Source organism: Pseudobutyrivibrio sp. AR14, from assembly GCF_900101325.1.
GTDB lineage: Bacteria > Bacillota > Clostridia > Lachnospirales > Lachnospiraceae > Pseudobutyrivibrio.
Map to the genome: position 1 here is coordinate 306133 of NZ_FMUY01000002.1, position 22124 is coordinate 328256.

Below are 22124 nucleotides of genomic sequence, written 5' to 3' on the forward strand. Positions count from 1 at the left end.
AAAGAGGAGAAAAAGATGGCTGTTAGAAAAAGATTTGATGCACTACAAACTTTACGATTTTTATTGTTTTTAGTTGTTTTTGGGGAACACAGTGGATTTTATAGACTTATAGGAGTACCAATTTTCTTTGAGATTTCTATAATGAGTGTTTTCTTGATGATGTCTGGATTTTTAATGTTTTATACATATTCAGAAAGAGAATTATCAACAAATCCTGTTGAGAACGTTAAGTTTTCTATTGGAAGGATTAAAAAATTATATCCTCTCCATGTAGAAACAGCTTTAATTCAACTTGCATTTGTAATATTTTTCTTCTTTGATTATTTCAGAACAAGTCCAGAGGGATTTGGCTATTTTGCATTTAGAGTTGGTGTGAATTTAGCATTATTACAGGCATGGGTTCCAAACTTAGAGCAATATACCTTCTTCTTGAATGGTCCTTCATGGTTCCTTTCAGTTATGATCTTTGCATACTTTTTGTTCCCATATATTGTAAAGCTTCTCAAAAAGCTTAAGACAATTAGAAATGGTGTAATTGCTGCAGTTTTATTATTTACAATTTCTTTTATTGCAACAATTATTGTTGGTTCAAAAACTGGATATTTGGATAGCGAGTTCTTTATCTGGTTTACAATGAATTCTCCAATAATGAGAACAACTGATTTTATTTTAGGATGTATTATTGGATTTATTTATGTTGAAAGAAGAAAAACTAGGGATATTGATGCTAAGCCTTATTCTAAGGGATTATGGACTTTCTATGAAATAATGGCATTCCTATTATTACAGGTGTTTAGCGTGTTTATTGTAGCTGGTGTATATCTGATTGGCGGTGATATTGGTATTGCACTTGCATATTGTACAGTAGGATTACCTTGTTTAATCGGTTTACCAATGCTTCTTGTTTGCATTTATGGAAGAGGCTATATGTCTAAGCTATTCTCATGGAAGCTACTTGTATATCTTGGTGATATTACTATGTATACATATTTGATTCATTACATTTATACACAGCTTTGGGCATATCTTCAGGATTATGTATTTGGAATTGATAAATCAGATCCAAGAAATCTTTATATAGTTCCTGTTGAATTTGTTCTTACTATTGGTTCAGCTATTTTGTATGACAAATTTAGAAAGAAGAGAGCTGCAGCTGCAAAGGCTCGTGCTACTCGCCCAATGGAAGGACAAGTTGAAGGGGCTTAATAATGAAAATACTAGGGAGATTTTTACTTAGGCAAAAAAGAGGATTATTGCTGTTAGTAATTTGCTCGATTGTAGTTGTTGGGCTTTCATTGCTCAATACAAGTTATATAGCCCGTGTGACGGATGATACTTATAGCGTCACAACAGGCGGCATCAGTAAGGATATCTATTTAAAAGGCCTTACTGATGCAACAATTATCATGGTGCTTATTATGGTGGCCATGACAGTTGCAAATATAGCAAGTGGCTATTTTGCTGGAAAAATTGCTGTTTCAGTTGCAGAGGGAATTCGTAATGCAATCTACGAGAAGGCTTTGACATTTTCTTTAAAGGAAATGAATGACATTTCTATTCCATCAATGATAACAAGAAGCACAGGGGATGTTATTTCTATCCAAGGTGCTTTGTATTTAACTCTTACAACGGCCCTTTCAGTACCCTTTCTTATTGTCGGCGGAGTGCTTGGAGTTCTTTCTTTAGGAAAGACTTTGGTGGCTCTATTGATATTAGGTGTTGTTCTTGTGATTGTAATTTTTATTCTTCTGGTTATGAGAGTTAGCCCACTGTATGTCTCATTTATGAGTCTTGTTGATGGCCTCAGTAGGGTTACACGAGAGGGGCTTTCGGGCATACAGATTCTTAGGGCGCTTAATCGAGAAAACTGGAGCAGTAGAAGAATCCAGGATACTAGTGAGAAAATAAAAAATATATCATCCCGCGTAGATGTTGCTCAATCAATAATGCAGCCAAGTATGTATATGGTTATCAATATCGTAGATATTATAGCAATTTGGGTTTGTGCGGTATTTGCTGATAAGGCTATATGGAGTGTAGGCGATATTGTTGCATTTATTAATTACCTTTTTATGACTTTATCTGGAATTATTATGGGTGCTATGGTTGGAATTCAACTTCCGGCAGCATTTATATGTATGGGAAGAATTAAAGAAGTTCTTGAAAAGGAACTTTCGATTAAAGACGGAAAGGGAGAAAATGTATCTAATTTATCTAATTACGATGTTTGCTTTGATTCTGTAAGCTTTCGTTATTCGGATGACTCTGGATTTGTTGTGAGGGATATATCCTTTACTGCTAAACAGGGGGAGCTTACGGTTATCACAGGTAATACAGGTTGCGGCAAGACTACTTTGATGCAACTTATACCTAGGCTTTATGATGCTACAAAAGGATCTATTACTATTGGCGGTGTAGATGTTAGAGATATGAAGCTTAAGGACCTTAGGTCATTTATTGGTTATGTTCCCCAGCGAGTCTTTCTTCATACTGGAGATGTTCGATATAACATCTCTTATAGAGACAAGGACTACGATGATGAAACTATTCTAGAATCAGCTGAGTTATCTCAGTCCTTATCATTTATTCATGAAAAAGAAAAAAAATTTGAAGAATGGATTTCACAAGGGGGCAGTAACTTCTCTGGCGGACAAAAGCAGCGCTTGACTATTGCTAGAGCTTTGTCTGGCTCTCCAAAAGTGTTGATTTTAGATGATAGTGCCTCGGCTCTTGATTTAGAGACGGGAGTTAAGTTAAGAGATGCGCTTTTGAGCATAGTAGGTGATATTTCCATAATATTTATAACTCAGCGTTTATCTATTATTAAGAATGCTGACAAAGTTATTTTAATGAAGGATGGGGAGATTTGTGAACAAGGTACATATGAAGAATTATCAGTGCATAGTGATACCTTTAGAGAAATTCTTCAATCTCAAATGGGGGCTTAATTATGGCAAATGATACAACTAAACCTATTTTAAGACTCATAAGATTGCTAGGTAAGGATAAGTTAAAGGTATATCTTTCCTTTGTGTTTGCTTTGTTTTACTCAATCACTCAAGTTGCAGGACCGGTGTTGCTTGGTCAATCAATTACTGTGTTTGCAAAAGGAATGACAAAGGTTCTAAAAAATAACCAGCCATTTCCATTTGATCAGCTGATGTTTTACATCGCATTATGTGGTGGGGCATATATATTCAATTGGATATTTTTGCTATTACAGAATTACGTCCTTATTGATGTTACACAAAAGATGGTGCTTCGCCTTAGACTAGAGATTTCTGAAAAAATGGCTAAGCTACCTCTTAGCTTTTATGAAAATCATCTGTATGGAGATATATTATCTACACTGACAAATGATGTAAATGTTCTTTCACTGAATTTTAGAACCTTTTTAATTCAGATAGCTGACGCACCTATTTATCTATTAATGATGATAGTTGTAATGTTTTATCGAAGTCCAATCCTTGCAGTTGTAGTTATTTTAAGTGTTCCTGTTAGTGCGTTGTCATCAAAGCTTGTTTTATCTAAATCACAGAAATATTTTGATGCTCAGCAAAAAACTCTTGGAGAGTTAAATGGAATAGTTGAAGAAAACTACACAGGATTTGATGTGGTAAAACTTTTTGGCCATGAAGAAGATGACGAGGCAATATTTAGAGAAACTAATAGAAAGTTATCGAAGGCCAGTGAGAAGGCTTTGTTTCGTTCGTATCTTTTGGCGCCAATCGTTATGTTGGTGGGCCATATAGCTCATATTGCCGTTTTGATTTTGGGAGCCTTTTTAACATTCCTTGGAAAGATTCCTATTGGTGATGTTCAGACATTTCTTAATTTTGTAAACAGTATATCTGAGCCAATGCAGCAAATAGCTCGATTAGGAAGTGTTTATCAAAGTTTTATAGCTGCAGCTTCAAGAGTATTTGCTTTTGTGGACGAAGAGGAAGAGAAGGATACCTCAGTTGAAGGTGTAAAAGCTGCAAATATGAATGTATCCTTTGACAATATTTCCTTTGGTTATTCAAAAGATAAGATAGTCATAAATAATTTTTCTTTTGATGTTAAAGAGGGAGAACATATTGCTATTGTAGGTCCTACAGGCGCTGGTAAAACTACGCTGATTAAATTGCTAATGAGATTTTATGATGTGCTGAAAGGCCAGATATTACTTGGGAATGTTCCGATAACTGATTTTAATAGGGATACTCTTCATGAGCTTATTGGAATCGTTCCGCAGGAGATTTGGTTTTTCCAGGGGACCATTGCAGATAATCTTAGACTCGGTAGAGAGGATGCCACTGATGAGGAAATTGAGGTCGCTCTAGAGGGAGTTGGGGCTGATTATTTTGTTGATTTACTTCCTGGTGGAATTAATTTTGTATTGGCGGAAAATGGAGCCAATATATCTGCAGGTCAAAGACAGTTACTTGCCATTGCAAGAGCATTTATAGCTAATCGTTCTATTCTTATATTGGATGAGGCTACATCATGTGTGGATACACAGACAGAAAGAAGGCTTCAGGATGCAATGATTAAGCTTATGGAGGGAAAAACAACTTTTATTATTGCTCATCGCCTAAGCACTATTGTTGATGCTGATAAAATCCTTTATTTGCAAGATGGTGATGTAAAAGAGCATGGTACACATGAGCAATTGATGAAACTTAGAGGACTTTATAGGAAGATGTTTGACTCTCAATATACATAAGACTACCGCAGCTTATTAGTCTTATATTTTTTTTAAAAGAGGAGGATGATGTATATGAAATTAGGTGCATCAGATAAGTTTTTTTATTACGTATTATCTGGTAGATCCACAATAGATATTATTTGCGATATGTATTTCAAACAGGAATTTGATCTATCGGTAATGAAAAAATGTGCTGATGAAGCGCTTGAATATATTCCGGAATTTAATAGAAAAATAAATGTTAATAATGGAAAGCTTGAAGCAAGTGAGGGTTCAGGCAATGTGGCTTTTTTGCCATATGATTCCAAGAGGATTGTACATTTTGGGTCGGATGAGACTAATGGACTTTTGTTTTACTTTTCCTATAAGGATAAGTTCTTAAAATATAGTGGCTTTCATGGTGTTTCTGATGGGGCCGGTACGGTTTCGTATATTAAGACGGTTCTTTATCTGTATATGCAAAAAATTGGAATGGATATTAGTGCTGAAGATTTAGCTTACTATACAAAAAATATCAGGACAATTAAGCCAAATCCAATGATGTTAGATAATGATGTTTTCTATATGCCTTATGAAAAATATGGAGATTCATCCGTAAATCCGATTTTTAAAGCTAGCAATTTAAACGCTTTTTCAATTCCAGAAAAGCCATATGATAATAGCTGTAAGTACACTCATATTTGCAAGGCTAAGATTTCTCTTGAGAAGTTCAATGAATCGAGAAAAAAATCAGGCGTATCTTTATTACCTTATGTATCAGATATTGTATCTATGGCAATTCATAAGCATTTTGATAAGGGAAACTCGCCTATTATTTTAATGTCAGGTGTTGACCAAAGACCAATGTTAAAAGCAGATACATTTGTTAATTGTTCAGATAGTATTTTCCTTTCTATGACAAATGACATGTTTAAGGAAGATGAAAAGACTCGTTGTTTTCAAATAAAACAGAATATGAAAGAACAGCTTGAAGCAGATTTGCATATAAAGCTTGCAGGTGACAGGGCGGAGCTTGTAGAAAGTTTTGAGGCAGACCCAAATGGAGTGGTAGCTATTGCAGATAAGCTAGCCAACATACCATCTGCTGACAACTTTAATCCAATGACTATGGTAATTACTAATATGGCTGATATAACTATGGGTAATGCGGTTGATGATTTGTTTGAAGATTTCTTGATTTACGATGCCGCCAGAGCTAATTATGCAATTTTCTGTTCTTTCGGTGATTATATGCATCTGATTGTAGGTAATCAAAATGATAGTTCAAAAATTATTGAAAGCATTGTTAGTGAACTGGGTGACAGAGGTCTAGACGCAGAAATATATAGTGATGAGCATTACTATTCAGATGTTTTTGATTTTGATTTAATTGATTAGGATAGGAGAATAAATATATGGATATTTTTTTCAGCATTTTAATTCCAGTTTTTAATCAAGTGGGATTAATGGATCATTGTATTGAAACTATTAAGAATCAGACATATAAAGAATTCGAGGTTATCTTGGTTGATGATGGTTCTACGGATGATTCTTACAATATGTGTGTTGGCTTTTGTCAGGGAGACGATAGATTTAAAGTTCTTAGACATGAGAAAAATGGCTCCTTAGTTGCAGCTAGATATACAGGAATGAAGTATTGTAGAGGTCAATATGTTTTATTTGTAGATAGTGATGATTATTTAGAGGAAAATGCTCTTGAATTGCTACATGACAATCTTCAAAAGAATCCAGTTGATATTCTTAGATTCGGATATATAAAAGAATTTATGGATACTGTGGAAGGTGGATTTGGCTTGGTTCCTGAGAATGAAGAGGTACTTCCACTTCATACAGACAATCCACTTTATGCCATGATGACTGATGAACTGGTTCCTAATGTGTGGAAGAACTGCTATAGCAAAAAAGTTATTAAAAAGGCAGTAGAGGAAATCCAGCCATTCTATTGCAATATGGGAGAAGATGTATTCTGGAGCTCTGTATTTTTCACTTGTGCAGAGAGTGATGGAATATTAGAAGATTGTTTGTATCACTACATAATTGGTACTGGTATGTCTACACAGGCAAAAAATCAATCTGTAGAAAAGCTCAAAATGCATGTAGATAATATTAAATGTTGTATTGAGCATATGAAAGCTTATATCTCAAAATATAATCCAAAATATCTTGATTTAATTGATGAGAAGGCTGTTTCTATGTATTGCTTTGTCCTGATTATGTTTATGAAGGATGAGAATGACTATAGAAAGATTGTTGATTATCTAAAAGTATTTGATGAGTCAGGTCTTGAAATGGTATACGATTACGGCTGCAACAAGGCGTTACTTTTCAAGTTTAGATTTGAACATAAAATTACAGATGAGATGCTTGATAAACTTGGAGTTAAATACGATAAGTTTTCATTGAAATAAGGGGGAGATAATGTATTTTAGTGTACTTGTTCCTGTTTATAATCAAATGGGAAAAATGGATAAATGCATAGATTCATTAAAGAATCAGACACTAGAGGATTTTGAGGTTATTTTTGTAGATGACGGATCGATAGATGGCTCATCAGAATTCTTAGATAAACTATGTGATAACAATGAAAGATTCTTTGTATATCATCATGATACTAATAAATCTTTGACGGCTGCTCGTTTTACAGGAATGGAGCATGCAACTGGAAGTCATATTTTCTTTTTAGACAGTGATGATTTTATTGAGCGGACTGCTTTGGAAGATTTAAAAAACGCATTCGATTCAACTGGTTCTGATGTAATACGATTCGGAGTTATGATGGAGCCAATGGGGGTAACTGTGATGCCGCCTGAGACTGATGATTTCTTAAGTAGTTTTATGAAAGGAGAGATTCCTCCTGCTATTTGGAAAAATGCTTATGATGCATCTGTTATAAAGGGCACATTAGAAAAATGCAGTTCATTTTATTGCAATATGGGAGAAGATAGCTTCTTTTCAACTGTCTTTTTCGGCAATGCTGATGTTGTTACTTCGTTAAATAAGGTCCTTTATCATTATGATGCCTTATCTGGCATGTCGCAGACTAGCCAGGTAAGTACAATGTCAAAGCTTAATAGGGATTATGAGAGTGCTCATTCCGCAGGACAGAATATTCTTCGATTTATAAAAAAATATAAACCTGAATACTTAGAGTTAGCTCAAAAGTCTATTCGTCATATGTATAGATATATTCTTTGCCAAAATATTTTGTACGCCAAAGATTGCTTGGATGTTTCTTCTTATCTTAATTTTTTCAGGGAAAAGGGAGAAAAGCTTGTGTATGAATTTGGATGCAAGGAATTGATTCCTTATAAGGTTAAGTTCGACTTAAAGAGAAATGATGAACGATTTTCTGATATTGAGTTAGAAGAGTTATTCACGCTTTTGCCAGAAAAATGATTTTTTTTGACTTTATTATTACATTGATATTTGCTAATCTATTCATAGCTTAAATTTAGGAGGTTCTTTATTATGGCAATTTTAGTTACAGGTGGAGCTGGTTTCATCGGAAGTCATACATGTGTTGAGCTTCAGCAGGCGGGTTACGACGTTGTTGTTTACGATAATCTTTGCAATTCTTCCGAAGAATCACTTAAGAGAGTAGAGGCTCTTACTGGTAAGGCTGTTAAGTTTTACAAGGGTGATATCTTAGATAGAGATAGATTGAATGAGGTTTTTGAAAAGGAAGATATAGATTCATGTATTCATTTTGCAGGTCTTAAGGCTGTAGGTGAGTCTGTTCAAAAGCCTTGGGAATACTATGAGAACAATATAGCAGGTACACTTACACTTGTTGATGTAATGAGACAGCATAATTGCAAGAATATCATTTTCTCATCATCAGCTACTGTATATGGAGATCCAGCTGAGATACCTATTACAGAGAATTGTCCAAAGGGGCAGTGTACTAATCCTTATGGATGGACTAAGTCAATGCTTGAGCAGATTCTTACAGATATCCAGAAGGCAGATAATGAATGGAATGTAGTTCTTCTCCGTTATTTCAATCCTATCGGTGCTCATCCATCAGGAACAATGGGAGAGAATCCAAACGGTATTCCAAACAACTTGATGCCTTATATTACTCAGGTTGCAGTTGGTAAGCTTCCAGAGCTTGGTGTATTTGGAAACGATTACGATACTCCAGATGGTACAGGTGTACGTGATTATATTCATGTAGTAGATCTTGCTAAGGGGCATGTTAAGGCTCTTAAGAAGATTGAAGAGAAGGCTGGCCTTAAGATTTACAATCTCGGTACAGGTGTGGGCTACTCAGTTCTTGATATTGTTAAGAACTTTGAGGAGGCAAATGATATCAAGATTCCATACACAATTAAGCCACGTCGTGCAGGAGATATAGCTACATGTTACTCAGATGCTACAAAGGCTAAGGAAGAGCTTGGCTGGACAGCAGAGTACGGCATTAAGGAAATGTGTGCTGATTCTTGGAGATGGCAGAAGAATAATCCAAATGGTTATAGCAAATAATAAACAAATATCTGAATGTTTGAGTTATTCTGAAAATAAAATTTTTAAGAAAAGGGGTTGACGAAAGCCAATCCACATAGTAATATATGTCTTGTCGCTGAGGTGATTAGCGACAGACAATATGGTTCCTTGGTCAAGCGGTTAAGACGTCGCCCTCTCACGGCGAAAACAGCGGTTCGATTCCGCTAGGAACTGCGAAAGCGTCATCGTCAGATGACGCTATTATTTTGCCTAAAAACTTGAATTTTTTAGGTTTTCTGTTATAATAGCTATTGTTGATGAAGAGAACGACTGAGGAGAGAGCTAATTGCTCTCTCTTTATTTATGCTCTTTCAATTTTAAACTGAATCAGATGGATTATTCATTTGATTCCTACAACTGAATAAGGAGGACGATAATGTCAAAACACACCGATTACGAAAAACGTACGGAAGAATTGATTACTCCTATTCTTGATGAGTTAGGCTTTGAGCTATATGACGTAGAATACGTCAAGGAAGGTGCAGACTATTACCTTAGAGCCTACATTGACAAGGATGGAGGTATCACAATTGACGATTGTGTGGAAGTCAGCAGAAGAATGAATGATCTTCTCGATGCAGAGCCTCAGATTGGCGGCGACGAGGGATACATCTTCGAAGTTAGCTCACCAGGACTTGGTAGAGTACTTAAAAAAGATAAGCATTTTGAAAAAGCTATAGGTCAGGATGTAGACATCAAGACTTATAAGCCAGTTAATGGAGCAAAAGAATTTACTGGTATGCTCAAGGCATTTGATAAGGATACACTTACCATCGAATTTGAGGATGGAACAGAGGTATTTTCTAGATCAGATGTTGCACAGGTTAAATTATCAATAGATTTTTAAATTATTCTTGTAAATAAGGAGGAATTATGGCAAATACAAATGATTTTTGGGATGCTCTTACAGATCTTGCAAAAGAGAAAAATATTAGCATGGATGTGTTAATTGAGACAATTGAGAATTCACTTCTCATCGCTTGCAAGAACAACTATGGAAAGGGTAAGGACCCTAATGGTAAAGGAAAGGAAGTTAACGCTTCTGTAGAGATTGATAGAAACTCAGGTGAGTACCATGTATATCTTATCAAGACAGTAGTTGAGGATGTACAGGATTCTGTTGAGGAGATTTCTCTTACAGATGCTCACAACATCGATGGCAAGCTTCAGGTAGGTGATGTTGTTAAAATCGAAGTTAAGTCTAAGGAGTTTGGTAGAATCGCAGCTACAGCTGCTAAGAACACTATCACTCAGAAGATTCGTGAGGAAGAGAGAAACGTACTTTACAAAGAGTACTATGAGCTTCAGCACAAGGTTGTTACTGGTGTTGTTACTCGTTTCTCAGGCAACAATATCCACGTTAATCTTGGCAAGCTTGAGGGCTTCCTTTCAGAGTCTGAGCAGGTTAAGGGTGAGTTCTACAAGATTCAGGACAGAATCAAGGTATATATCGTAGAAGTTAAGATGTCTAGCAAGGGACCTCGTATTGTTGTTTCTCGTACACATCCTGAGCTTGTTAAGAAGCTTTTCGAGGAAGAGGTTTCAGAAGTTAGAGATGGTATCGTAGAGATTAAGTCAATCTCACGTGAGGCTGGTAGCCGTACAAAGATTGCTGTATGGTCAAATGACGAGGATGTAGATCCAGTTGGCGCTTGCGTAGGTCAGAATGGTGCACGTGTTAACGCTATCGTTAATGAGCTTCGCGGCGAGAAGATCGATATTGTTGAGTGGGATGAGAACCCAGCTTACCTTATCGAGAATGCACTTTCTCCAGCAAAGGTTGTTGCAGTTGTTGCTGATGCAGATGAGAAGAGCGCTCGTGTAGTAGTTCCTGATTATCAGCTTTCACTTGCAATCGGTAAGGAGGGCCAGAATGCTCGTCTTGCTGCACGTCTTACAGGCTTCAAGATTGATATCAAGAGCGAGACTCAGGCTAGAGAGGCTGGCGATTTCCTCGATTACGAAGAGGATTATGATGACGATGAGTACTATGATGAAGAAGAGTACTACGATGAGGATGGCGAGTATGATGAGGCTGAGGCTGATTCAGAAGAGTCTTCAGAGGAAGAGTAATGATAAATAAGACAATACCTCTTAGAAAATGCGTTGCATGCGGGCAGATGGTTCCCAAGGATGAACTATACAGAGTTGTAAGAACAGAAGAAGGCATTCAGCTTGATTTGACTTATAAGGCTCAGGGCCGTGGGGCTTATGTTTGTCGCAAGATAGAATGTATTCAGCTTGCTGATAAGAAAAAGTCTTTTAACAGGTCTCTTAGATGTCCTGTTTCTCAAGAGGTAATTGATAGCTTATATGCGGAGTTTAAAAATGATAGATAAAGCACTTAATATGATTAGCTTAGCTATGAAGGCTGGCGCTTTAGCTAGCGGAGAGTTTGCATGCGAAGAGGCAATTAAGGGAGGCACTGGTTTCCTTTGTATTGTAGCTACTGATGCATCTGCTAACACTAAGAAATCATTTTCGAATTCCTGTGAGTTCTACGGAGTTGATTATGTAGAATATGGCACTAAGGAATCTTTAGGTCATGCAATTGGCAAAGAATATCGGGCATCTATCGTAGTGTGCGATGAAAATTTATCCTTAAGTATTCTAAATAAGATACGCAGTTAAGTAGTTGAGGAGGATATTAGATGGCAAAAATTAAAGTACATGAATTAGCCAAAGAGCTTGGTAAAGAGAGCAAGGACGTTATCGCTTTCTTAAGTTCAAATGGTATAGAAGCAAAGGCGCAGAGCGGCGTCGAAGAAGATATGGCGGCAAAGGTTAGAGCTAATTTCGGTGGCGCTTCTGAGAAGCCAGCAGCTAAGGAGGCAGCTCCTGAGAAAAAAGAGGCACCTGCTGACAAGGATGCTGCTAAAAAGGCACGCCCAGTTGATAAGGATGGCAATCCAATCAAGAAAAAGAAAAATGTCTTCGTTGTAACTCGTGATAGAGATGACAGAAGAAGACGTGGTTCTGATTCTTCACGTTCTGAGAATAGAGATGGCGGCAGAGATAAGAGAAATAATAGCTCTCAGCCACAGCAGCCACGTGGACCAATCAGACCTCGTTCATTTGCTGACGGTGTTCGTCCATCCCAGAGAGCATCTGCTCAGTCTAATGATACAGAGTTTGCTTCAAAGAAGAAGCCTGTTGATGCAGAGGCTCCACGCCAGGCTAAGAGACCTGAGCGTCCAGAGCGTTCAGAGCGTCCAGAGAGAAGCGAGCGCCCAGAACGTTCAGAACGTCCAAATAGAGGAGAAAACAGAGGCGACAATAGAGGTCAGCGTCCTGAGAGACCTTCTAGAGACGATAGAAATGGTGCTTCTAGACCAGACAAGAGAAACGATAGAAATAATAATCGTCCATCTCAGGCACCAGCTGCAGATATGTCACCAGCTTCAAGTGGCAAGGGCGGCCGTCGTGATGACAAGAAAAAGAAAAATAATAACGATAGAGAGAACAACTTAGGCGGCAAGAAGCAAGAGCGTTTCATCAATCTTGAGAAGAATGGTGGTAAGAAGAAAAAGAATAATGCTCCTAAGGCACCAGAGCGTGATATGAATGAAGTTCTCACTATCACAATTCCTGATAGAATTACTATTAAGGACCTTGCAGACAAGATGAAGGTTCAGTCTTCTGCAGTTGTTAAGACTCTTTTCTTAAAGGGTAAGATGGTTACTGTTAACCAGGAAGTTGATTTTGATGAGGCTTCTGAGATTGCTCTTGAGTTCAACTGTATTTGTGAAGAAGAGGAAAAAGTTGATGTTATCGCAGAGCTTCTTAAGGAAGAGGATGAGGATACATCAAGTTTCCCATCACGTCCACCTGTTGTCTGCGTAATGGGTCACGTTGATCACGGTAAGACATCACTCCTTGATGCTATTCGTGATACAAAGGTTACAGACCGTGAGGCTGGTGGTATTACACAGCACATCGGTGCTTATACAGTATCTATTAATGGTCAGGATATTACATTCCTTGATACTCCTGGTCATGAGGCATTTACAGCTATGCGTATGCGTGGTGCTAACTCTACAGATATAGCTATTCTTGTAGTAGCTGCTGATGATGGTGTTATGCCACAGACAGTAGAGGCTATTAACCATGCTAAGGCTGCTGGTATTGAAATCATTGTTGCAATCAACAAGATTGATAAGCCAAACGCTAATATTGATAGAGTTAAGCAGGAGCTTTCAGAGTATCAGCTTATCCCTGAGGATTGGGGCGGAAGCACAGTATTCTGTCCAGTATCAGCTCACACTAAAGAGGGTATCGATAACCTTCTTGAGATGATTCTTCTTACAGCTGAGGTACTTGAGCTTAAGGCCAACCCTAACCGTAAGGCTCGTGGTCTTGTTATCGAGGCACAGCTTGATAAGGGACGTGGTGCTGTTGCTACAGTACTTGTTCAGAAGGGTACACTTCACGTTGGCGATCCTGTTGCCTGCGGTAGCTGCTACGGTAAGGTTAGAGCTATGCTTGATGATACAGGTGCACGTGTTAAGAGTGCAGGTCCTTCAGTTCCAGTTGAAATCCTTGGTCTTTCAGAGGTTCCAAACGCTGGTGAAGTATTAATGTCATTTGATTCCGAAAAGGAAGCACATGCATTTGCAGATACATTTGTTGCAGAGCACAAGAACAAGCTTGTTGAGCAGACTAAGTCTAAGATGTCTCTTGATGCACTCTTCAGTGAGATTGAGTCAGGAAATCTTAAAGAGCTTGATATCATCGTTAAGGCTGACGTTCAGGGTTCTGTTGAGGCTGTTAAGCAGTCACTTGAGAAGCTTTCTAACGAAGAGGTTGTTGTTAAGACTATCCACGGTGGTGTTGGTACAATCAACGAGTCTGATGTAGTTCTTGCTTCAGCTTCAAATGCTATCATCATCGGTTTCAACGTTCGTGTTGATCCTCAGGCTAAGATGACAGCAGATAGAGAGGGTGTTGACCTTCGTCTTTACAAGGTAATCTACGATGCAATCAATGATGTTGAGTCTGCTATGAAGGGTATGCTTGATCCAATCTTCGAGGAGAAGGTTATTGGTCATGCAGAAGTTCGTCAGATATTCAAGGCTTCAGGTGTTGGTAACATCGCAGGTTCTTATGTTACTGATGGTTACTTCCAGAGAGATTGTATGGTTCGTGTTACTCGTGAAGGCGAGCTTATTCACGAAGGCAAGCTTGGTTCTCTTAAGAGATTCAAGGATGATGTCAAGGAAGTTAAGTCTAACTTCGAGTGTGGTCTCGTAATTGAAGATTTCAATGATGTTCAGGAGATGGATGTTATCGAGGCTTACATTATGGTTGAGGTACCTAGATAATGAGAAAGAATTCAGTTAAGAATATTCGCATAAACGAAGAAGTTATGCGTGAGCTTTCTAATATTATTCGTCTAGAGGTAAAGGATCCACGTATATCACCGGTTACATCGGTGGTATCTGTGGAGGTTGCCCCAGACCTTAAGACTTGCAAAGCTTATATTTCTGTTCTCGGTGATGATGAGGCTGTTAAGAAGACTCTTGAGGGACTTAAGAGTTCTGCAGGCTTCATCAGAAGAGAGCTTGCTAGACGAATTAATCTTAGAAATACACCTGAGATTACATTCGTAAGCGACCAGTCAATTGCTTATGCTGCTAAGATGAGCAAGCTTATTGATGAGGTCAATGCACCACTTCATAAGGATGAAGACTAATTTATAGCTTTTATCTATTTAATATATGGTGAAATAAGGAGAAGACAATGATAGACAACTTTAATGAACTTATCTCTAATTCAAAGACAGTGGCAATTTCTGGTCATATACGCCCAGACGGTGATTGTGTAGGCTCTTGTATGGCTGTTTACAATTACATTGTTACATATTTTCCAGAGGTAGAGGTTCATGTCTATCTTGATCCTATCCCTAACATATTCAAATTTCTTAAGAACACAGATAAAATCGAGGACATTCACGCACTTGCTGAGGATACAGTCTTTGATTTATATATTGCACTAGATTGTAGTGAGGGGTCTAGACTGGGTGATGCATGTGCGTTTTTTGAAAAGGCGGCTCACACAGTATGTATTGACCATCATTTGACTAATGGTGGATTCGCGGAATATAGCTATATTATTCCGGATGATAGCTCTACTTGCGAACTTATCTACAATCAATTTGGAAAAGATAAAATTACTAAGGATATTGCAGAGTGCCTTTATCTTGGTATTATCCATGACACAGGTGTTTTTCAGTATTCATGTACAACAGAAGCTACAATGGCAGCTGCAGGATTTTTGATGAGTAAGGGAATCGATTATCCTAAGATTTGTACTGACACATATTATGCTAAGACAATGATTCAAAATAAAATGCTTGGCACAGCACTTCTAAACTGTAAGACCTATGATGATGGCAAGATTATTGCTGCAGTTATTACAGCAGAGGATATGGCCCAATATGGAGCCCAGAGCAAGCATTTAGAGGGAATTGTACAGCAGCTTAGAGACACTACTGGTGTAGAGGTTGCAGTATTCCTTTATGAATTAGAAGATGGCGATTTCAAGGGCAGCACTAGAGCTACTGGTGATGTAGACCTTACAGCTATCACTGGCGTATATGGCGGCGGTGGTCACAAAAAGGCGGCTGGTTTTTCTGTAAATACCAAAGAACCATGGTCTATTATTGCTGAGATAGTAGACATGATTGAAGAACAGTTTAAACAGTTAGGAATCAATTAATGAATAGCGGCATTATTAATGTCTACAAGGAAGCTGGCTTCACTTCATTTGATGTGGTAGCTAAGCTACGTGGAATTTTAAAGATAAAGAAAATTGGGCACACTGGTACTTTAGATCCTGATGCTACCGGTGTGCTTCCTGTATGTGTCGGTAAGGCAACTAAGCTTTGTGATATGCTTACTGACAAGGACAAGGTATACGAGTGTGTCATGTTGCTTGGTACCGAGACTGACACATATGATATGAGTGGTCGTATTTTATCTCGCAAATCTGTTACGGCATCAGATTCCGAAGTTACTGATGCTATTAACAGTTTTGTAGGCGATATTATGCAGGTCCCTCCAATGTATTCCGCCCTCAAAGTTAATGGCAAAAAGCTTTATGAGCTTGCAAGAGAGGGGAAAGAGGTGGAGAGGAAGCCTCGACCAGTTACAATATTTAGCATTGATATTTTAGAAATGAATTTGCCTGAGGTTTCTATCAGGATTCATTGCAGCAAGGGAACGTATATCAGGTCTCTTTGCCATGATATTGGCGAGAAATTAGGATGTGGTTGCGCTATGAAATCATTAGTTAGAACTCGCGTTAGCCAGTTTGATATTTCAGATGCAAAAACACTTGATGAAATAGAACGAATCGTCAAAAATGGCAATATAGATGGTATAATGATGCCAGTTGCACAGGCTTTTGAAGGTATGGGCACGGTATTTGTTATCCCTACTGAAGAGGCGATACTGCATGCAGTTAATGGTGCACCTATACCTGAGGCAAATGTTTTTGCTGAATCAATAAGTTCATTTGAAGATGGGGATAATTACAGAATATTCCTTCCGGATAATAGATTTATTGGTGTGTATAAATATCAAGAATCTCACTTTATTTTGGAGAAAATGTTTTTAGAATAATTATGGAATATATACATTCTTTATTTAATACTACAATTAAAGAACCTACAGCAATCACAGTAGGTAAGTTTGATGGTATCCATAAGGGACACCATCTTTTGACCTCTGATATTATTGCTAAAGAGTCTCTTGGACTTAAGTCATGCATGATTACTTTCACTAATTCTCCTAGAATAGCTTTGACTGATGATAAGTCACCAACTCTTATCACTAATAAAGAGCGTGTTTTTATGCTTGATAATAATGGAATTGATTATTTGATTGAGTGCCCATTTGACAAGCAGCTTATGGAGACTGATGCTAGGAGCTTTATTGAATATCTTGTTAATAATCTTAATATGAAATACATGGTTGCAGGCTCTGATTTTACCTTTGGATATAAGGGAGCCGGCAATGTTACATTGCTTAAGGAATTAGCAGATGAACTTGGATTTGAGCTTAAGATAATAGATAAAATCAAGCTTAATGACAGGGACATAAGCAGTACTTATATTAGAGAAGAACTCACTAAAGGACATATTGATATAGTTAACGAGATGCTTGGCTATGAATATTTTGTCTGGGGAGAAGTGGTTCATGGTGCTCATCTTGGTCATACTATAGGTATTCCAACTATCAATATTATGCCAGAGGCATCAAAACTTGTTCCAAAATTTGGAGTTTATGTTACTACTATAGATTTTGATGGTAGGATTTATCATGGTGTGACCAATGTTGGCACAAAGCCATCTGTATCAGATGCTAATATAGTGGGAATAGAGACACATATTTTGGATTACAACGGGGATTTATACGGTAAATTTGTCAAGGTAACATTTGTTTCATTCCTTAGACCTGAGATGAAGTTTAATTCTATAGATGAATTAAAGGCTCAGATGAGTAAGGATAAGACTATTGCCAAGGATTTCTTTAATAAAAGATAAGATTTTTGGTGACAATTGTTACGCAAATGTTACAGCTATTGTTACAAAACATTGACAAGTATCGAATGAGTTGATATAATTACTTAGTTGCGTTTATTAGTATTTTTTAATTGGAGGTTTTATGAAGAAACGCATTATTTCAGCTTTTTCTATTGTTTGCGCTTTGGCACTTATCATCGATCATAGCATCGATTCTAAAAATAAAATAATTGATAATTCTACAGATGGTGATTACTCAGCTACAGCTGGTGTTATTTCAGCAGCAGCCTTTGACGAAGATGCACTTACTTCTATTTCAGTGACAGATTCTCAGGCTATTGCCACTGCTAAGTCACTTGGTGATATCTACGGATACGATAATATTGGTATCTGTAATGTTTCTGAGGGTAACCTTAACATTCGTGAGAGTGCATCTACAGATGGTAAGCTTGTTGGTAAGTTTCCTGCTAATGCAGCCTGTGAGATTCTTAAGACTGAGGGCGAGTGGAGCTACATCAAGTCTGGCGAGGTAGAGGGTTATGTACTTTCTGAGTACCTTATTACAGGTGATGATGCATGGGACAAGGCATTAGAGCTTGCAGAGTATGTAGCGACATCTACTACTGGTGGTCTTAGAGTTAGAGTAGAGCCTAATACAGATTGCGAGATTATTTATCAGCTTGCTGATGGTGAGGAAGTTCCTATCCTTAACAACACTCAGGAAGATGAATGGATTGAGGTTGACGTAGATGGTGATACTGGTTATGTATCTTCAGAATATGTAGATGTTGATTTATCACTTACTACAGCTATGACACTTACAGAGGCTCGCTATGGTGCCGGTGTATCAGATGTGCGTATGGCAGCTTGTGATTTTGCTCTTCAGTATGTTGGTAATAGATACGTGTGGGGCGGTACATCACTTACTAATGGTATTGATTGTTCTGGATTTACAATGCAGGTTATGGCTCAGTATGGTGTTAGACTTTCACATTCATCTAGAGCACAGGCCAATGAAGGAACTACAATCTCTACATCAGAGCTTAAGCCTGGCGATTTGATTTTCTACGGTAGAGGTGGTTCTATCAATCACGTAGCTATCTACATTGGTGGTGGTCAGATTGTTCACGCGTCTAACAAGCGTGACGGTATCAAGATTTCAAACTACATGTACCGTACACCAATTAAGTGTGTCAGAGTTCTTTATGATTAAAGCTATCGGGTGGCCCCCTGGTAAAGGGCGGTGAGTTTTCCCGTATTAAATGAAATGTTAAAGGCTAGAAAACTTATGTTATCTAGCCTTTTATTATGGGTTATGTTATAATTTTCTTCGTGGCATGCCACACAATTTTGATTATTTATTGGAGAGGAATTTAAAATGAGTTTATTAGAACAATGGCAGAAGATTGCCTACAACCAGAATCAGTCACAGGCTGATTTACAGAGATTTTGGCAGAATTACTTTTTGCTTGAAAAAGGAGTTTACGAGCAGCTTTTAGATGACCCTGACACAGAGGTTAAGGGCACTGTTAAGGAGCTTGCTGATAAATATAAATTAGAGATTATGCCAATGGTTGGTTTCCTTGATGGTATTAATGACTCCCTTGTTACACCAAATCCTATCGAGACTATGGAAGAGGATACAGTAGTTTCTCTTAAGTTCGATAAGGAAAAGCTTTACAAGAATATGATTGATGCTAAGGCTGATTGGTTATATGGTCTTCCACAGTGGGAGAAGATTTTCGATGAGGAGCAGTTAAAGGCCCTTACAAAGGAAGCTAAGAACATGCACACAATCGTCCGTACTGAGAAAAAGGTAGGACGTAATGATCCATGTCCATGTGGTTCTGGTAAGAAGTATAAGCACTGCTGTATGAACAAGAAATAATCTATATTAGCAAATTAACGCACCCTGATGGGTGCGTTTTTTAATGGCTGAATAAACATTGACATTACCGAGTATAAGTATTAAAATACTACTAACACTATATGAACTTTTATATAGAAATATTGCATAAAGGAGGATAGTTGTGGATTTATAAGAAAATTTGATTTATTGGGAGTTTAAAATAATTATTCGCGGGCATGTTTGTAGATTGCATTTAGAAAGAGGATAATTATATGTTTTTTAATGAGTTAAAAGGAAAATTAAAGATTAATAAAATAATATTTCTGGTTATTATTTTTTTTATTTTGGTGGCGATTATTTACTTTATAAAAAATATTGATAATCACAGATTTATTAATTCTGTATTTACAGGGGAAGATCCAATATGGACTATAGTTGATGGCAAGCCTTTAGAATATGATTTAGCTATTACCGGTTATGAAGGTGATTTTAAAATTTGTTTTCCAGGTGATTGCAGTGAAAATATTTATATTTCATATAAAGAATCTGAAGAATCACAATATCTTTTTAATGGTAGTGAGGAATATTCCCCTTATGAGATGTGGGATTATTTGCCAGATTATGTAAGCGAAATTAAATCTTCAGATATTAATTTTGATAATATACCTGATCTTATAATAACAGGATTTCAAGATGGGGCAGGGAAAATATGGTGCTTTGAAGGTCAATTCGATTATGGTAAGGACTATCCTACTTTTCTACTAAGTGAAATTGCGTCAGATGCCGTTATGAAATATTTAAAGTCAGATTATAAGGCGGATGATGTTGTTAACTATTTTACTAAAGATTATTTGAATGGAAAATTTAAATCATATCAAGAAGCGTATTCTTCGATAGTAGATTACTATGTTATTTGTTATAAAGATGGTGTGAAATATGATTTACATTTTCTGGACGGTGATGATGTTCCAGAATTAATTATCGATTATGTAGGTAATGCTTTAGATATATATACTTTTAAAGAAGGAACTGCATATAAGGTGGCAGATTTTATAACTTATGGTCCTCATGATACATCAGGTTTTAAATATGTTCCATATGACAATACTATTTATATATGCCAATTAGCTTGTAAAGACTATAGAGAGTTAATAAATTTAGGTCGTATTGAAAATGATAAAGTTAAATGGTGTTATACACGCTATTCAAATTTTTGGAATGACTTGGATCGTGATGATGTTCCTGATGAAGAAGAATTATCAGATGAAGTCATGGAGAGTTTTGAGCCAGAGATTTTTTATTCTAATTATACAGATGATGAATTGACGGATGAACAACTTAAGGAGGAGGTAGATAATCTTATTGAATTAGATTATTTACCACTTCATGGAACTCATACTTCTGAAGAAATAAAAGCTAATTTCAGTAATTAATAAATTGCGATAAAGCTTATACATAGAAAGGGAATGAGATTATGAAAAAAAGAAATATAAGAATACTATTTTTTTGCACGATCATGGGAATATACTTGTGTTCCTGCGGGAAAAATACCGAAGATGTGAAGGGGGAAGTGAAAGAAGATTCAGTGGAAATTTCAACTGAGACTGAGGATGCAGAAGTAGAGATTATACCTGAGGGAGAGAAATCTACAGATTATATTGATGATGTAGTTACAGCGGATTTAAATCCAAATGACTATACACATATAGTCTCTATGGCAAATGATATTACCGGTGAGTATACATTGGTAAGTTATGTAGTGGATTTGGATAATGATGGGACTGATGAGGCATTTGTTCTAGAAGTATATTGGAATGAGACTAACAATTCACCTCTTACCGAAGATTCCACATTTGAGGCTACACGTCTATGGTTTGTTGATGAAAAAGGAGATGTAACAAATCTGACTGATTTTGCAAAAGATGGAACAGTTAGTGTTCATGAAACACTTCAGTTAGTAACAATAGGTGATAATAGTTATTTGTTTCTTTCTGGCACTGGACAGATGGCAGCATATGATCAAGCAATTATATACACAGTAAAAAATAATGCAATTCATAATGCATCCGACTTACCTTGCTATGGTTCTAAAATCTTCGTTGATGGTGAAGTTATCTGGTATCACGAAATGTATGGTATGCAGATTGATAGAGAAGATGATTTACCGTTAATAGAATCTAGTCTTACAACGGGGCACTGTTATATTCCATATCGTCTGTATTTAGATGATTCTGACAAGACATTTAAATTATATGGAGCCAAGGAAATATCCCTAGAAGAGGCGGAAGAGTTAACTGATCTTGATTTTTCAGATATCCTTTCTGAAGCAACAGAATATGAATTTATTTTACGTGATAACAATCAGTTGGACGTAAATATAGCTACAGCTTGTGAGCCTTCATTTAATGATGATGGTGAATCATATGATTTTATATGTTATTCATACTTTTTACAGAATAATGGTATATGGGAATCAGACGACTATATAGATGGATATTTCTTGATTGACCCAATCAATTATACAAATGTATGGGAATTCATGAATTAAGAGTAAA

20 protein-coding genes and 1 tRNA gene are annotated in these 22124 nt (G+C 36.9%); all 21 read left to right on the plus strand.

The features are described 5' to 3' along the window. Positions 1 to 15: 15 nt before the first annotated feature. The 21 genes from BLP50_RS03185 to BLP50_RS03285 all read left to right on the plus strand — a co-directional run bounded on the left by BLP50_RS03185 (position 16) and on the right by BLP50_RS03285 (position 22117). Positions 16 to 1206 (plus strand): acyltransferase family protein, encoded by a 1191-nt coding sequence (locus tag BLP50_RS03185; protein WP_090150870.1) that lies wholly within the window; start codon positions 16 to 18, stop codon positions 1204 to 1206. A gap of 2 nt (positions 1207 to 1208) precedes the next feature. Next, a complete protein-coding gene (locus BLP50_RS03190) occupies positions 1209 to 2948 on the plus strand; it encodes an ABC transporter ATP-binding protein (protein ID WP_090150873.1) in 1740 nt (579 codons plus the stop codon). A 2-nt stretch (positions 2949 to 2950) separates the two neighbouring features. Next, positions 2951 to 4708, plus strand: a complete 1758-nt coding sequence (locus BLP50_RS03195; RefSeq protein WP_090150876.1) for an ABC transporter ATP-binding protein — start codon at positions 2951 to 2953, stop codon at positions 4706 to 4708. A 54-nt stretch (positions 4709 to 4762) separates the two neighbouring features. Beyond that, positions 4763 to 6067 (plus strand): hypothetical protein, encoded by a 1305-nt coding sequence (locus BLP50_RS03200; RefSeq protein WP_090150879.1) that lies wholly within the window; start codon positions 4763 to 4765, stop codon positions 6065 to 6067. Positions 6068 to 6084: 17 nt separating this feature from the next. After that, positions 6085 to 7098, plus strand: a complete 1014-nt coding sequence (locus tag BLP50_RS03205) for a glycosyltransferase family 2 protein (RefSeq protein WP_090150882.1) — start codon at positions 6085 to 6087, stop codon at positions 7096 to 7098. 10 nt (positions 7099 to 7108) lie between these two features. Continuing rightward, entirely contained in the window at positions 7109 to 8086 is a 978-nt protein-coding gene (locus BLP50_RS03210; RefSeq protein WP_090150885.1) for a glycosyltransferase family 2 protein, read from the plus strand. Positions 8087 to 8158: 72 nt separating this feature from the next. Then, the gene (gene galE, locus BLP50_RS03215; RefSeq protein WP_090150888.1) at positions 8159 to 9175 is read left to right on the plus strand and encodes a UDP-glucose 4-epimerase GalE; all 1017 of its coding nucleotides are present in this window, start codon (positions 8159 to 8161) and stop codon (positions 9173 to 9175) included. A gap of 123 nt (positions 9176 to 9298) precedes the next feature. After that, positions 9299 to 9370, plus strand: a tRNA-Glu gene (locus BLP50_RS03220). A gap of 202 nt (positions 9371 to 9572) precedes the next feature. After that, positions 9573 to 10043, plus strand: coding sequence for a ribosome maturation factor RimP (gene rimP, locus BLP50_RS03225; protein ID WP_090150891.1), 471 nt, complete (start codon positions 9573 to 9575; stop codon positions 10041 to 10043). Positions 10044 to 10069: 26 nt separating this feature from the next. Next, entirely contained in the window at positions 10070 to 11269 is a 1200-nt protein-coding gene (nusA, locus tag BLP50_RS03230; protein ID WP_090150893.1) for a transcription termination factor NusA, read from the plus strand. Next, the gene (gene rnpM / locus BLP50_RS03235) at positions 11269 to 11535 is read left to right on the plus strand and encodes an RNase P modulator RnpM (protein ID WP_090150894.1); all 267 of its coding nucleotides are present in this window, start codon (positions 11269 to 11271) and stop codon (positions 11533 to 11535) included. Before nusA ends, rnpM begins: the two co-directional genes overlap by 1 nt. After that, positions 11525 to 11827 (plus strand): L7Ae/L30e/S12e/Gadd45 family ribosomal protein, encoded by a 303-nt coding sequence (locus BLP50_RS03240; protein ID WP_242869208.1) that lies wholly within the window; start codon positions 11525 to 11527, stop codon positions 11825 to 11827. The genes rnpM and BLP50_RS03240 overlap by 11 nt, the downstream gene beginning before the upstream one ends. A gap of 20 nt (positions 11828 to 11847) precedes the next feature. Continuing rightward, a complete protein-coding gene (gene infB / locus BLP50_RS03245; protein WP_090150896.1) occupies positions 11848 to 14517 on the plus strand; it encodes a translation initiation factor IF-2 in 2670 nt (889 codons plus the stop codon). Continuing rightward, complete coding sequence (gene rbfA / locus BLP50_RS03250) at positions 14517 to 14888, plus strand: 30S ribosome-binding factor RbfA (RefSeq protein ID WP_090150899.1); 372 nt, start codon at positions 14517 to 14519, stop codon at positions 14886 to 14888. Before infB ends, rbfA begins: the two co-directional genes overlap by 1 nt. A gap of 47 nt (positions 14889 to 14935) precedes the next feature. Beyond that, positions 14936 to 15913 carry a DHH family phosphoesterase gene (locus tag BLP50_RS03255; protein ID WP_090150902.1) on the plus strand — a complete coding sequence of 326 codons (978 nt, stop codon included), beginning with the start codon at positions 14936 to 14938 and terminating at the stop codon, positions 15911 to 15913. After that, positions 15913 to 16818, plus strand: coding sequence for a tRNA pseudouridine(55) synthase TruB (gene truB, locus BLP50_RS03260; RefSeq protein ID WP_090150905.1), 906 nt, complete (start codon positions 15913 to 15915; stop codon positions 16816 to 16818). Before BLP50_RS03255 ends, truB begins: the two co-directional genes overlap by 1 nt. Before the next feature lie 2 nt (positions 16819 to 16820). Further along, positions 16821 to 17741 carry a bifunctional riboflavin kinase/FAD synthetase gene (locus tag BLP50_RS03265; protein ID WP_090150908.1) on the plus strand — a complete coding sequence of 307 codons (921 nt, stop codon included), beginning with the start codon at positions 16821 to 16823 and terminating at the stop codon, positions 17739 to 17741. A gap of 121 nt (positions 17742 to 17862) precedes the next feature. Next, entirely contained in the window at positions 17863 to 18933 is a 1071-nt protein-coding gene (locus BLP50_RS03270; protein ID WP_090150911.1) for a C40 family peptidase, read from the plus strand. A gap of 165 nt (positions 18934 to 19098) precedes the next feature. After that, complete coding sequence (locus BLP50_RS03275) at positions 19099 to 19608, plus strand: SEC-C metal-binding domain-containing protein (protein ID WP_090150914.1); 510 nt, start codon at positions 19099 to 19101, stop codon at positions 19606 to 19608. A 233-nt stretch (positions 19609 to 19841) separates the two neighbouring features. Next, complete coding sequence (locus BLP50_RS03280; protein ID WP_090150917.1) at positions 19842 to 21002, plus strand: hypothetical protein; 1161 nt, start codon at positions 19842 to 19844, stop codon at positions 21000 to 21002. A gap of 137 nt (positions 21003 to 21139) precedes the next feature. Beyond that, positions 21140 to 22117 carry a hypothetical protein gene (locus tag BLP50_RS03285; protein ID WP_090150921.1) on the plus strand — a complete coding sequence of 326 codons (978 nt, stop codon included), beginning with the start codon at positions 21140 to 21142 and terminating at the stop codon, positions 22115 to 22117. The last annotated feature ends 7 nt before the right edge of the window (positions 22118 to 22124 follow it).

What these genes read in the sequence shown, in the direction of transcription:
- BLP50_RS03185 (WP_090150870.1), top strand. Translation starts at nt 16, where the DNA reads ATGGCTGTTAGAAAAAGATTTGATGCACTACAAACTTTACGATTTTTA.
- BLP50_RS03190 (WP_090150873.1), top strand. Translation starts at nt 1,209, where the DNA reads ATGAAAATACTAGGGAGATTTTTACTTAGGCAAAAAAGAGGATTATTG.
- BLP50_RS03195 (WP_090150876.1), top strand. Translation starts at nt 2,951, where the DNA reads ATGGCAAATGATACAACTAAACCTATTTTAAGACTCATAAGATTGCTA.
- BLP50_RS03200 (WP_090150879.1), top strand. Translation starts at nt 4,763, where the DNA reads ATGAAATTAGGTGCATCAGATAAGTTTTTTTATTACGTATTATCTGGT.
- BLP50_RS03205 (WP_090150882.1), top strand. Translation starts at nt 6,085, where the DNA reads ATGGATATTTTTTTCAGCATTTTAATTCCAGTTTTTAATCAAGTGGGA.
- BLP50_RS03210 (WP_090150885.1), top strand. Translation starts at nt 7,109, where the DNA reads ATGTATTTTAGTGTACTTGTTCCTGTTTATAATCAAATGGGAAAAATG.
- galE (WP_090150888.1), top strand. Translation starts at nt 8,159, where the DNA reads ATGGCAATTTTAGTTACAGGTGGAGCTGGTTTCATCGGAAGTCATACA.
- rimP (WP_090150891.1), top strand. Translation starts at nt 9,573, where the DNA reads ATGTCAAAACACACCGATTACGAAAAACGTACGGAAGAATTGATTACT.
- nusA (WP_090150893.1), top strand. Translation starts at nt 10,070, where the DNA reads ATGGCAAATACAAATGATTTTTGGGATGCTCTTACAGATCTTGCAAAA.
- rnpM (WP_090150894.1), top strand. Translation starts at nt 11,269, where the DNA reads ATGATAAATAAGACAATACCTCTTAGAAAATGCGTTGCATGCGGGCAG.
- BLP50_RS03240 (WP_242869208.1), top strand. Translation starts at nt 11,525, where the DNA reads ATGATAGATAAAGCACTTAATATGATTAGCTTAGCTATGAAGGCTGGC.
- infB (WP_090150896.1), top strand. Translation starts at nt 11,848, where the DNA reads ATGGCAAAAATTAAAGTACATGAATTAGCCAAAGAGCTTGGTAAAGAG.
- rbfA (WP_090150899.1), top strand. Translation starts at nt 14,517, where the DNA reads ATGAGAAAGAATTCAGTTAAGAATATTCGCATAAACGAAGAAGTTATG.
- BLP50_RS03255 (WP_090150902.1), top strand. Translation starts at nt 14,936, where the DNA reads ATGATAGACAACTTTAATGAACTTATCTCTAATTCAAAGACAGTGGCA.
- truB (WP_090150905.1), top strand. Translation starts at nt 15,913, where the DNA reads ATGAATAGCGGCATTATTAATGTCTACAAGGAAGCTGGCTTCACTTCA.
- BLP50_RS03265 (WP_090150908.1), top strand. Translation starts at nt 16,821, where the DNA reads ATGGAATATATACATTCTTTATTTAATACTACAATTAAAGAACCTACA.
- BLP50_RS03270 (WP_090150911.1), top strand. Translation starts at nt 17,863, where the DNA reads ATGAAGAAACGCATTATTTCAGCTTTTTCTATTGTTTGCGCTTTGGCA.
- BLP50_RS03275 (WP_090150914.1), top strand. Translation starts at nt 19,099, where the DNA reads ATGAGTTTATTAGAACAATGGCAGAAGATTGCCTACAACCAGAATCAG.
- BLP50_RS03280 (WP_090150917.1), top strand. Translation starts at nt 19,842, where the DNA reads ATGTTTTTTAATGAGTTAAAAGGAAAATTAAAGATTAATAAAATAATA.